12 protein-coding genes and 1 tRNA gene are annotated in these 11,349 nt (G+C 38.9%); 5 read left to right on the forward strand and 8 right to left on the reverse strand.

All coding sequences use genetic code 11. The features are described from left to right. The first annotated feature begins 217 nt into the window (after positions 1 to 217). From rpsP to HZA38_02475, 4 genes are read left to right on the forward strand one after another with little or no spacing between them, the layout of a single operon-like run. A complete protein-coding gene (gene rpsP, locus HZA38_02460; GenBank protein ID MBI5414355.1) occupies positions 218 to 658 on the forward strand; it encodes a 30S ribosomal protein S16 in 441 nt (146 codons plus the stop codon). Between the two features lie 30 nt (positions 659 to 688). Next, on the forward strand, positions 689 to 958 hold the full coding sequence (locus HZA38_02465; protein ID MBI5414356.1) for a KH domain-containing protein: 270 nt from the start codon (positions 689 to 691) through the stop codon (positions 956 to 958). A gap of 34 nt (positions 959 to 992) precedes the next feature. Further along, positions 993 to 1,373 (forward strand): hypothetical protein, encoded by a 381-nt coding sequence (locus HZA38_02470; GenBank protein ID MBI5414357.1) that lies wholly within the window; start codon positions 993 to 995, stop codon positions 1,371 to 1,373. A 36-nt stretch (positions 1,374 to 1,409) separates the two neighbouring features. Then, positions 1,410 to 2,192, forward strand: a complete 783-nt coding sequence (locus HZA38_02475) for a patatin-like phospholipase family protein (protein MBI5414358.1) — start codon at positions 1,410 to 1,412, stop codon at positions 2,190 to 2,192. Positions 2,193 to 2,196: 4 nt separating this feature from the next. Here the strand turns inward: HZA38_02475 and HZA38_02480 are convergent, their stop codons facing one another. From HZA38_02480 to HZA38_02490, 3 genes are all read right to left on the reverse strand, one after another. After that, positions 2,197 to 3,738 (reverse strand): hypothetical protein, encoded by a 1,542-nt coding sequence (locus HZA38_02480; GenBank protein ID MBI5414359.1) that lies wholly within the window; start codon positions 3,736 to 3,738, stop codon positions 2,197 to 2,199. 147 nt (positions 3,739 to 3,885) lie between these two features. Then, positions 3,886 to 5,514 (reverse strand): hypothetical protein, encoded by a 1,629-nt coding sequence (locus tag HZA38_02485; protein ID MBI5414360.1) that lies wholly within the window; start codon positions 5,512 to 5,514, stop codon positions 3,886 to 3,888. Positions 5,515 to 5,777: 263 nt separating this feature from the next. Beyond that, positions 5,778 to 5,990 (reverse strand): hypothetical protein, encoded by a 213-nt coding sequence (locus HZA38_02490; GenBank protein ID MBI5414361.1) that lies wholly within the window; start codon positions 5,988 to 5,990, stop codon positions 5,778 to 5,780. Positions 5,991 to 6,224: 234 nt separating this feature from the next. On the opposite strand from HZA38_02490, the gene HZA38_02495 reads away from it, so the two are divergent. Further along, positions 6,225 to 6,300, forward strand: a tRNA-Arg gene (locus HZA38_02495). Positions 6,301 to 6,386: 86 nt separating this feature from the next. Here the strand turns inward: HZA38_02495 and HZA38_02500 are convergent. The 5 genes from HZA38_02500 to HZA38_02520 form a co-directional block, all read right to left on the reverse strand. After that, complete coding sequence (locus tag HZA38_02500) at positions 6,387 to 7,214, reverse strand: thioredoxin domain-containing protein (GenBank protein ID MBI5414362.1); 828 nt, start codon at positions 7,212 to 7,214, stop codon at positions 6,387 to 6,389. A 36-nt stretch (positions 7,215 to 7,250) separates the two neighbouring features. Then, positions 7,251 to 8,132, reverse strand: a complete 882-nt coding sequence (locus HZA38_02505) for a hypothetical protein (protein ID MBI5414363.1) — start codon at positions 8,130 to 8,132, stop codon at positions 7,251 to 7,253. After that, complete coding sequence (ispF, locus tag HZA38_02510) at positions 8,129 to 9,271, reverse strand: 2-C-methyl-D-erythritol 2,4-cyclodiphosphate synthase (protein ID MBI5414364.1); 1,143 nt, start codon at positions 9,269 to 9,271, stop codon at positions 8,129 to 8,131. The genes HZA38_02505 and ispF overlap by 4 nt, the downstream gene beginning before the upstream one ends. An 85-nt stretch (positions 9,272 to 9,356) precedes the next feature. Then, the gene (locus HZA38_02515) at positions 9,357 to 10,856 is read right to left on the reverse strand and encodes a PLP-dependent transferase (GenBank protein MBI5414365.1); all 1,500 of its coding nucleotides are present in this window, start codon (positions 10,854 to 10,856) and stop codon (positions 9,357 to 9,359) included. 211 nt (positions 10,857 to 11,067) lie between these two features. Next, on the reverse strand, positions 11,068 to 11,349 hold a 282-nt coding region (locus HZA38_02520; protein ID MBI5414366.1), incomplete at its 5' end, for a hypothetical protein.

Here is an 11,349-nt window from a genome sequence, read left to right on the forward strand (position 1 = left end):
GACTTTTTCTTTTCTAACATCCTCTCTATTTCCTCTCGCTCTTTGAAGCTGATTGGCTTGCGAACTTGTTTCATGTCTAGAAATAAAATATAAACTTATTTTATCTCTAGGGTGGTGCTTATAATTTTAGAATGTACGCTTCGTACTTTTTCCTTGACTTTGAGAGGAAAAACCACGAGAATTCCCTGGCTTATTTCCATTCTTTTACGGTATTACAGTGCTGAAAATTCGATTACAACGGGCCGGACGAAGGAATCTGCCATTCTATCGCATTGTCGTTGCGGAAGACAGAAGTCCAATCAAAGGGCGCTATTTAGAGCTCCTGGGTCATTGTAATCCACTTTCTCGCCCAAAACTCCTTGAGGTCAAAAAAGAAAAAGTAGAACATTGGGTTTCCCTTGGCGCTCATCCTTCCCAGACTGTCGCAAGACTTCTCCTGAAACAGGGGATTTCAGTTGTAGAAAAGTTTATTGAGAAACGTGTCATGAAACCAACTCGAGCAGAAAGAGCGGCGCAAGAAAAAATTGAAAAGAAAGAAAGTGAAGCTCCCAAGGAAGAATCTGCTCCAAAAGAAAGTTCTTCCGAAGGCTCATCGAATGAAAAGGTTGAGAAGGCAGAGACAGTTCCAGAGGTATCAACAGAAAAAAAAGCAGAATAAATTTTTCCAGAATATTCTTTCCTTCCCCATATGTCGGAATATATCGAACAAGGTTTTCTCGAGTATGTTCTCAAAAATCTTTTAGATGACCCCACGAAACTCGTCATCACGAGAACGGTTGATGATCTCGGTGTACTTCTAGAAGTCCAAGTTTCCGAGTCCGATATGGGAAAGCTCATTGGAAAGGGAGGACAAACAGCAAAGGCGCTCAGAATTTTGCTCCGCTTGATCGGCGCCAAGAAAAATGAAAGAATCAACCTGAAGATTCTTGAACCACCGAAAAGCGAAGAAGTGATATAGAGAACTCTTCATCTTCGCCCTTTTTCTTTCTCCTATGCCACTCCAAAATTCGACAATTCCTATTATTGGAGAGGAAGTAGGATTCGTAGAACTTGCAAATATGTTTGTGGCTCTTGCCATCATTCTTGCGGGAGCACTTTCGGTGATTTATATTTTCGTTGGTGGCATTTCTTTTATTCTTTCTGCTGGGCAGGAAGATAAGATTAAAAGCGCTGTCCAGACAATTCGATATGCTGTTATTGGACTCATCGTTACTATTTTTGCGATGGTAGCGGTTCAAATTGTCGGAAGACTCTTTGGATTCGATTTAATTCCATATCTCAGCTGGGAAGCTATGAAGAACATGATCACGGTCATTTTTGAACGCCTTACGACGAACGCAAATTCTTCTCAAGGAGGAGCTCCGCTCGGGTAATTCCGACGATAATGCCAAGTACATTATTCATTTTTTATGAAAAAGTCGGCGTTAGTACTTTCAGGAGGAGCAAGTTTAGGGGCGGCTCATATTGGTGCGCTTCAGGTACTTGAAAAAAAATATACATTTGATTTTCTTGCCGGTGTTTCTGCAGGAGCAATTGTTGCTGCTGCATTTGCGTGTGGAAAAACTGCTGAACAAATTGCAAAAGAACTCTACAAACAGAGTTTTTTTCATTTAGGACTCGATTTTACGAGGAGCAGTTTCGGAATTTTGCAAGGAACAAAAATTCTCGAAGTGCTCAATAAATTTTTTGAGAATAAAAATTTCGAAGATTTACATCCACACAAAAAATTGATGATAGGAACTACTGATTTTCAGACAGGCGAAAGAGTAATAATTACTTCGGGAAATATTGCAGAAGCTGTTCGCGCTTCCATTTCTCTTCCCGTTATTTTTGAACCTTTTCTGCACCAGGGGAGATGGCTCATCGATGGAGGAGTGGCACAAAATTTTCCGCTCGATCTTGCTATTGAACATTATGAAGGAGATCATATTATCGGAATAGATGTCGCCACGTGTTTTTCCCGAGATTTCGATTTCACGGAAAAACGAATCTTCAGAAAATTATCACATATACACCTCATCCTCGAAAGAACTCTTCGTATTTTTTTTAAGAATCAGGAAAAATTTCCCATTGATGAGCGCGTCAAAATCATCAGACCATCTCTTCAGGATTTCCATGGACTCGACGTTTTGCGTCTCAAGGAAATCGAAAACGCAGGTCGAGAGGCGGCTGAAAAAATGAATACTGCGTAAATTTCTACTCTGCAAAAAGAACCGAAGCGTCAGAATCATTGCTTTTAACCGGAGCTTTTTCATCAGGAGACGACGGATTTTCCTTCTGAAGAGATGGGTCTGAAGACACGCTACTATCTTGCTCTGAAAGGAATGTATTCAGGAATGACTCGATCTTCTCGGGGACGGAAATATTGACTGTATCTGTTTTTTCTACCTTATAATCCACCACTCCTGAGAAAATATCCTGCTGATCCAATTTTGCGCGAAGATCGATGAGAATTGCCAATTCCGAGTATTTGAGATCATTAACATATATTTCAAGCGATTGATCAGGAAAATTTACCCACGCGGAATACTCCTTTTCCCCTTTTGTTTCCAAAGAAAAGGAAACATCGGATTCCGAATTTTTTGGTACTTCTTCATTATTATAATACATGCTTGAGAAAAGTAGTTCCTTTCTCAGAGTTCCGGTAAGAGTATTATCGCCATAAGTTCCGCTCAAAACATTAACTCCATTTAAGAGGAAAGAGTAAGCTCCATCTTTTTTTTTGAAAAGAACCGAATCTGGCGAGGCGTCTATAGAAACAAGTATTTCTTCAGCATTCTTTACCACTTTTACAGTACCCTTTTGTCCGTCAGCTCCAACAAGATTTCCCGAAAATTCAAAGAACCAAATATTAGAAGTGTTCACGGAAAGAATTCCCTGAAGCGCATACTGGCCATTCTTGAGCTCATTCTCAATATTTGTTTTTGCCTGTTCAAAGGCTTCAGAATTTACTTTTCCATCCGGTCCAGTAAAGTAAAACTGCGCGAGGGCAATGAGTCCCTTTTGAAGAGCGTCTTTGTCGAGTTCTACTTCAAAACGGAGCATTCCATTCTCCTCAGGAAGAACATTTCTGAGTTTCCAGATATGAACCTCATTCAGAGCTTCTCGCAGTCTTTTTTTGAGATCAAGAAACATCTCTCCAGGCCTACGAAAAGCCTCTGCAATACGAAATGATGCATTTTCTGGAGAGATTTGATTCATGAGTGTATCTATTTCATCAAAAGTCGCCCCATACCATTTTTGTAAATAAGGTCCGACAAACATTTCTACTGGGAATGGTTTTCCATTAAGAAAGGCTTCGGCCTTTGATAACGATCCAATTATTTGTTTATTTGCCACCTTTAAGACAAATTCGCCGGTTCCTTTTCCATTTTGTTCTCCTTTCATCTCTCCTGAAAGTGTGATTGTGTTTTCTGCTTTCGGATTATTCTCTTCAGAAAAATCAGAACTTCCTTTTGAGATGAGTGAAAAATCCACTGTCTCAGCTTCCGGAACGGTGAGGTTCGCTTTTCCTGAAATGGAAAAATTCGAAGTGTATACATCAGGAATATTAACATCAGGAACAAAGCTTAAAACCCATTCAACAAATTCACCTTGCATTTGTTCAGAAATTTTTTCAAAATCAGAACTCGTCGCAGGAACAGGCGGATATTCTTTCCACTTTGGAGTTTCTTTTGTGAAGAAGGAACATCCGAAAAAAACAACACTCAGGGCAAGCATTACAAAATATTTTTTCATAGAGAGAATTCTAAGGAAGAAAAGTGCATGTATTCTCTCAGATACTCCTCAAGAAAAAAAGAGATTTTCGAAAAAATGTTTTTTCCAAGAAAAAGCTCCTATTCCACTCAGAAATAGGAGCTCCCTTTAATACCATAATTCAATAAATTACCAACACTCATTTGCTCCGTTTACCCAGCGCCCGTCAGAACATTGGTAAGTACCACCAAATCCACTACCGCTTGGGAAGTTATTCCTCACTCCATCGGTAATACTTTTGCTAAAGTCACTATCTCGCTGTGCAGCTTCTATTTCCTCTGGAGTCATAGTTTTAGCTTGCTCAAGGGTATCATTATAGACGCCTATAGCATTTTTATAGAGCTCATCAGCAGTGGGTGTTCCAGTAGAACCTCCAGTATCGTAATTATAGTTATTCGTATTTCCGGTATCGAAATTATAGTTATCAGTATTTCCGGTATCGAAATTGTAGTCATCAGTATTTCCGGTATCGAAATTGTAGTCATCAGTATTTCCGGTATCGAAATTGTAGTCATCAGTATTTCCGGTATCAAAATTATAATTATCGGTATTTCCACTATCTTTTGTGTCGAGATCATAGTTTCCGGCATCTTCTGTACCAAAGTCATAGTTCTCATCAAAAAACTCACCGAAATCATCTTCGTATTCACCGAAGTCATATTCTCCGTCAACTCCATAATCTTCACCAAGGTCATATTCTCCGTTAACTCCAGAGTCTTCACCAAAATCGTACTCTTCATCTAATCCATAATCTTCTTCGAGTCCATACTCTTCACCAAATCCATAATCTTCTTCGGTTACTTCATATTCATCAAGTTGATATTCATCATCAAAGTAATCTTTTCCAAGAGACAATGAAGAGAGATCAAGCTCATCAGACGCACCATAGGTTGTTTCAAATTCGTCTGTAAATTGAGAGAGATCATCTGCATATTCCTTATCAAGTCCAACTTCCTCAACATCGAGATAGTAGTCGTCGAGATTTGAATCGTAGAAACCATCCGTGTTTGCAGTAGAATAATAAGAATCGATTTCATCAAAGTAGTCGTTTACTTCTTCAGTACTGAATCCATATTGGTCGAGTTCAGTAGGGTTCGTGTCTTCCACAAAGATAACAACAACTTTATCTTCCTTCTTCTTTTCTGGAACAGGAGCAAAGGATTTTTTCTTGCTGTTGTAAGAATACTCTTTGTTGTTTTTGTCCACGTACACGTATCCCGGACTCACGTAAGAATTTTTCTTTTTGTCATAGGTATATTTATTCCCCTCTGGATCTTTATATACGGTTTCGTATTGATACACCTTGTTCGTTTTTGGATCCACGAGATAGACATTTTTGTTTGCATCTACATATACATCATAAACAACTTCTTGTTTCTTTGTTGTTTTCGTAGATTTTCCTGCATCACCTTTTCTTCCTGGTTCAGAAGTCGGTGCCTTTCCAGCGTTTCCGCCTGGTTTCTTTGCAGAATCAGTTGATTTCTTCGTGGAGTCTGTTGATTTCTTTGTAGAAGGAGTTTCCCCTTTCTTTGTTTTCTCCTTTTCTGCTTTTTTCTTGAGATATGCATTGGCGAATGCGTCGATTCCGGGGTCTTTGTTCCCTTTCTTTGTATATTCATTTTTGGCGTCGTAGATTTCTTGTGGCCAGTCACCCTTCGGTTTTTCTACAGCAAAGGCACTTCCAGAAATGGCAGCGAGAGTAAGGGCGAAAAGAAGAGAAAAAAATACGAGAGAGAATTTCTGAGATATGTTTTTCATGGAAAAAAGATGAAAGAAAAAAAACGGGAGAAATACGCGACAAAGCTTGCACGGAGAAATAGTGATATAAATTCGGTTTTTTGAAAAGAGAATTTTTGTTTTTTTGTCATGGGTTCCCCCATAGCTTCTTAATTATAATACATTTTCATATAAAATTCAATATGTTTTTGCAAATTTCTACGCGGCTTCAGTTCGGCAACGAAAAAAGAGGCACTCTTCGTAAGGAAGAATACCTCTTTTAAAAACTTCGTTTAGGGGAAGAGTTATTTCACTTTCTTTAAATCCTCCAGCTTTACCTCTGGGGCTTCCTTTAATACTTTCTCCTCTTTCAATTCTGACGCATCTTCTTTTTTTATCTCCTTAATTACCTTCTTCTTTGTGAGGTCCTCCTTATTGATGGTATTGGTATCAGGTTTTTTTTCTGGACTTGAGAAAAAGGAACATCCGTAGAGCGAAACTGAAAGAGCAAGAATCATGAGCACAGAAGTAAGTTTCTTCATAGTGTATGGAAATAAAAGAATACGTGCGTATTTTCTCAAATTCCTACAATAATGCAAGAAACTTTTTTTGAATGCATTAAAAAATTTCAGAAAAAAATTTTCTGCTCAGAGATATTTCTCCGATATATTTTTGCTCGAACCCTAGAAACTTCTCTTTTGAGAAAGAAAAGCATTGATGGATTCCCTTCTTTTTCATACAATGCCCCCGATGCCTCGGTAGCTCAGTGGATAGAGCAGTGCCCTTCTAAGGCAAAGGCCACAGGTTCAAATCCTGTCCGAGGCACCAGAATAGCAGGAATTAGGAATGAGGAATGAGGAATGAGGAATTAGGATGAGAAGAGCTTCCTTAGAGAAGGAACGTTCTTTCTCTTACTATCTCTTGAGAGGAAGAGAAGGAGAGAGGTTCTGTGCTGTGTCTCTTAAATATTTTTCTACATTTTCAATCGGTTCAGCTCCAACGTACATACTCTCGTTTACAAAAAAAACTGGAGTCACTCGTACGCCGCGCTCTACACCTTCAGCAACATCATTTTTTATAAGGCTTTCTGTTTCTGGGCTTGAAATACAGAGAGATAAGTCTTCCAAGTTCAACTCCATACTTTTTGCTATTTCTTGAAGATTCTCATCTGAAAGGCTTTGTGCAGAAAAAAGAGAACTGTTCATTTCTTCCAACTTGTCTTGTTCTCCGGCACAAAGACTGTATTTTGCTGCGGAAATTGAATGTGGATGAATCTCAAGCGGAAAATATCGAAGACGAATTTGAACGAGTGGATGTTTTTTCCGAATGACGGCAAGAGTGTTTGTTTCAAATATTTTACAAAAAGGACATTCAAAATCTGAAAACACTTCAATGCGACCAGAAAGTTTTGAGAGAAGAACGTCCTTTTCGGACTCTTGTACTTTTGAATTCTTTGGAACATTTTCGACTGGGGGAATATTCCCTTCTAATGGGAGCTCTTCCGGAGGAGATATGGGGAGCGGTTCGATTTCGGGAACTTCTTGAGGAAGAACAATTTTGAGGTCTGTATCATTCGTCTTCGTATCTTTCTCAATTTCATCACTTTCTGCGGAAAAAAATTCAGGAACTTTTAGAGGTTCTGTTTTAGGAATATTTTTATTCGAAATACGAGGAAAATCACATCCAGAAATAATAAAGAAAATGGCAACAAGCCCCAAAAACATAATTCTATTTTTTCGCATATAGCAATGGAAAGGCATGGAAGAGCATACTGAATTTCAATGTGAGAGTACAGGAGGCATTTTTTTTATTTCAACAGTTTTCCAAAAACTGCAGAGTGGTTCGAGCACCTTCTTCGCCTGAAGCGCTTTTTCTTTTGTGGTAAACACTGCAAAAATTGCTGATCCAGAACCGGTAAGTGCGCTCATTTTCGCATCAAGAGAAATAAAATCATCACGTAATTTTTTGAGATCAGGAAAGTGTGCGAAAATGGGAAGTTCAAAATCATTTATCACCTCGGCCGTGTTTTTATGAAGAGATCTATAAGCATCGAGTTCTCCATAAGCCCATTTGGTGTTACACAAAATTTTTGGGAGCATCGCAATGGAGATGAATTTCCCTGAAAAATCATCATCAGAAATTTCTTCACATATTTCTCCGTGTCCAGAAACATTCGCTTTTGTATAAGGAGAGAAGAAAAAAGGGACATCACTTCCGAGGCTGAGACATATTTCCCGCCAGTGATGCTGCTCGATATTTTGTGCCTGCTCTGAGAAGAGCTCTATGAGTGATTTTAGAACCGCTGCCGCATCTGAACTTGCTCCTCCAAGTCCGGAGGATGGGGGAATATTTTTTTCAATCGCAATAGAAATCCCCTCTGAAAATCGAATTTTCTGAAAGAATTTTTTTGCCGCCAGAAAAACGATACTCTCTGAATTGTTTGGAATTCCTTTTGAAAATTTTCCGAAATATCGTATTTCGATCTTTTTTTTTGGCGATTTCGATACTATTATTTCATCATACAGAGGAATTTTGAGAAAAACTCCTTCGAGTTTGTGCAGCGATGTGCCATTTCGAAGGGAATGGGGAAGCTCAGTATCATCAATTCTGAGAGAGAGATTGATTTTTGCTGGAGCGGAGATGTGAATTTTATGAATCATAATCGAATGAGTACCGAAGCAAGAACCCTCATTCCCACACCTTTTCCGAAGGGAGTCAATTTTTCTCCGGTGTGAGCTGAAAGTCCTATCGCCGATTCTGCAATGTGGAGTATTTGGGAAAGTTTTTTTCGCATTCTTGGAAAATGCTTTTCGAGCAACGGTTTTTTCCCTTCAAATACGAGGGTGACATTTTCAATGTTGCCATGTTTTTTTTCTAATTTTTTCAGGAATTTCGCAACATATTCTTCAGAATCCCGAATACTATTTTTACAGAGTTTATCCGCCACATATGAAAATGAATTTCCTCCAAGAGCAGAAGAAATAGCGTTACAAAGAGCATGAAGTGCGATATCGCCATCAGATTTTGCTTCAAATCCGTGAGCATGCGGAATCGTGATTCCGGCAAGTCTGCAGAGATTTTTTTTCTTTGAAAATTGATGTGAATCTTCTCCAATTCCCACTCGATGTGGTCTTGACGCCTCAAGAGAGCTCAGAAATTCAAGATCCTCTGGGACCGTAATTTTTCGATTATGCGGATGAGCGGGGACTATTTGCGGCATATATCCGAGAAGTTCTGCAAATTGAAGATCATCAATAAATACTTTTTTCTTCTGAGCACGCCATTTTTTTATGCCTTTTTCGAGTATTTCTGATTGGAGAGCCTGAGGAGTTTCCATTTCATACATTCCTTTTCTCGGGACGATAAATGAAGAATCGGTGAGAATTCTTCTGAGTGCAGAAAATATTTTTCTCCCCACTCCGCTATAGCGATATTTTTTCGCTGACGAAATAACCATGGAAATTTCCTCAGAAGTTACAAGTGGATTTGCGGCATTATGAAAAAGAATCACATCTTTTTTTTTCTTTTTTGGAATCGATTCAAACCCTTTTTGAGAACTATGAAATCTCGTTTCTCCGCCGAGCACAATTTGCGTAACTTTTGGGAATTCTCTCGCAATGCGGGACATCTCCGAAAAATACTTTTCAGAAACAACGAGAATGATAGAGTGAATTTTAGGATGTGCTTCAAATGCGCTAAGACTCCAAGAAAGAACTGGTTTTCCTGAGAACGGTTCCAGAAGCTTTTGTTTTCCGTATCTTTTTGAGCTGCCGGCGGCGAGAATAATTGCGATATTCACAAGAAATGCGACTACACGTGGACATCAAAAACACATCACGATAGGAAAACGCACCTCCCATCGGGAATTCTGGAAAATCTCTGCATCACGAAGTGCAACTCATAAAAGCACTTTGAAATCGCGCAATAAGTTCATCGCTATCCTCAGTTCCGACGGAAATCTGGATAAGATGAGGAGAAATACCATTTTCTTTTGCAAGACTTAATCGGTCGAATTGGGATATTTGGGTATAAGGACATGCCGTAGTTTGTGTGCTCCCGAAACTGGTGGATTTTTTGAGTTGCAACGCATCATAAAATTTCGGAGTGGAAGATTCCGGATCGTACAAAAGAAAGGAAAGAATTCCACCAAAAATATCATTCTTCGGCAATGGGAACAAAGAAGAACGTCCAAATTTTGAAGAAAATACTTTATACACCATCGGATTTTTTCGCAGAAATGCATAGAGCGCCTCTGCATTTTTGTTTATTTTTTGCATCCGCTCAGAAAAATCACGAGAGTTTTCTTCGAGAGTTACGGCATCCTCCCAAAAAAGAATATCTTCGTAGTTGTTCTTAAAAACTCGCGCAAAAACATTTCGGAAGCGGCTTTCACTGTGAAGAATGAGTGCACCACCGGGAGCATTTTCTTTTCCGGAAAAAAATTTGGAAAGGCTTGAAATAACAATATCAGCAAGAGCAAGAACTTTTGCATTCTGAAAAGTTCCGATAGTATCGTCAAAGATGAGAGGGATTGTAAATTTTTTAGAAAGAAGTTTGAGTTTCTTTAAATCAAAACTCGGAGCCATCGGATTTCCGGGGAGTTCACAAAAAATCCCAAGCATTTTTTCTTTTGCAAGAAGCGCTTCAAGCTGTCTCATATCCGAATTATCGCCTTTTGAAAAAAAATGTACGCCATTTCCCAAATACTGTTGGATTTTGAGTACATCCTTGTGAGGAAAACCAAATTGCACACTTTTTCGTTCTGGAAATGAGATTTGGAGAAATCTGAGAACTGATGAAATCGTAGCGCGTTCACTCGGAAATAAAGCGACATTTTGTGGTTTTTCTCCTGCTATTTGAGCGATTCTCTCACGGAGAAGCCTTTTGGCAGCTCTCCCGCGTTTCTTCATTTCTGCTTCGTTTTGTGATGTGCTCTTCAGCATCATTTTTGCTTCTCGTGAGGAAATTACTTCACCACTCAGTTCCCAGTATGTTTTTGCAACTTCGAATAATTCTTTCGGGAGAGAAATCACAAAAATATCACTTTTTCCAAATTTATCGAGAGTTCCTTTTTTCCCGGTCTTTTTCTCAACGAATTCAAGCGCTCGTACGGCTGTATTTTTTGAAGGAAATACAATGGAAAATTCTCCCTTTTTGGAATATTTGCGACGTGCTTCGTCAAAGAGTTTTTTTATAAAGGGAGAGGAAAAATCTTGCTCAGAAAACCCTGATGTTTGAGAAGCTTTTTCCTGGCGAAATGCAAGAGCATCTTTCCATGTTGGGATGGCGAAAGAAAGCCTATGATTCAGAGGCTCATCGTGCATTCTAATTGTCTTAAAATCGAAGAATGGTATTTTTGAAGCAAGCGGAAAAAAAAGCGTCATGCGGGAAAGGATAATAATATTGAGGGCGAGAAATGAAGGATAAAAACTTAATTTTGTGCTGAGGTCGGCATTGTATCAGAGTTCTCTCTGTTTTGCAAAATATTTTTTTTATTTTGTAATATGTTTTTGAAACATTCCCCAATTTCACTATTATATCATATCCGCCTGATGCGAATGTTTGGAGAAATGTAATTTCGAAAACGAAGCGGTTTTAAAAACTTATGACATAGTAGAGGAAGTCGACAGGGGTATTTCTTTTGAGGATGACATTCATACTGCGCCTCAGTCCTCCAATTTCCGCTGTAGCAGAAATAAGGCTATTTCCTGAAGGAAGTGTTGACTGATTGTCCGGATCAAGAGCTTTTACAAAAAGTTGGTATTCGATGCGAGAGAATTTAACTCCATTCGCATCAGGAGGCGGTGCATTGACGTATTCAATAGAAAGGGAAGGAAATGCAATTTCAGGAAAATCTCCACTGCCTTTATTCATAAA

Source organism: Candidatus Peregrinibacteria bacterium, from assembly GCA_016220175.1.
In the GTDB taxonomy this organism is placed as follows: domain Bacteria; phylum Patescibacteriota; class Gracilibacteria; order CAIRYL01; family CAIRYL01; genus JACRHZ01.

What these genes read in the sequence shown, in the direction of transcription:
- HZA38_02470 (MBI5414357.1), top strand. Translation starts at nt 993, where the DNA reads ATGCCACTCCAAAATTCGACAATTCCTATTATTGGAGAGGAAGTAGGA.
- HZA38_02505 (MBI5414363.1), bottom strand. Translation starts at nt 8,132, where the DNA reads ATGATTCATAAAATTCACATCTCCGCTCCAGCAAAAATCAATCTCTCT.
- HZA38_02485 (MBI5414360.1), bottom strand. Translation starts at nt 5,514, where the DNA reads ATGAAAAACATATCTCAGAAATTCTCTCTCGTATTTTTTTCTCTTCTT.
- HZA38_02475 (MBI5414358.1), top strand. Translation starts at nt 1,410, where the DNA reads ATGAAAAAGTCGGCGTTAGTACTTTCAGGAGGAGCAAGTTTAGGGGCG.
- HZA38_02480 (MBI5414359.1), bottom strand. Translation starts at nt 3,738, where the DNA reads ATGAAAAAATATTTTGTAATGCTTGCCCTGAGTGTTGTTTTTTTCGGA.
- HZA38_02515 (MBI5414365.1), bottom strand. Translation starts at nt 10,856, where the DNA reads ATGACGCTTTTTTTTCCGCTTGCTTCAAAAATACCATTCTTCGATTTT.
- HZA38_02465 (MBI5414356.1), top strand. Translation starts at nt 689, where the DNA reads ATGTCGGAATATATCGAACAAGGTTTTCTCGAGTATGTTCTCAAAAAT.
- HZA38_02490 (MBI5414361.1), bottom strand. Translation starts at nt 5,990, where the DNA reads ATGATTCTTGCTCTTTCAGTTTCGCTCTACGGATGTTCCTTTTTCTCA.
- HZA38_02500 (MBI5414362.1), bottom strand. Translation starts at nt 7,214, where the DNA reads ATGCGAAAAAATAGAATTATGTTTTTGGGGCTTGTTGCCATTTTCTTT.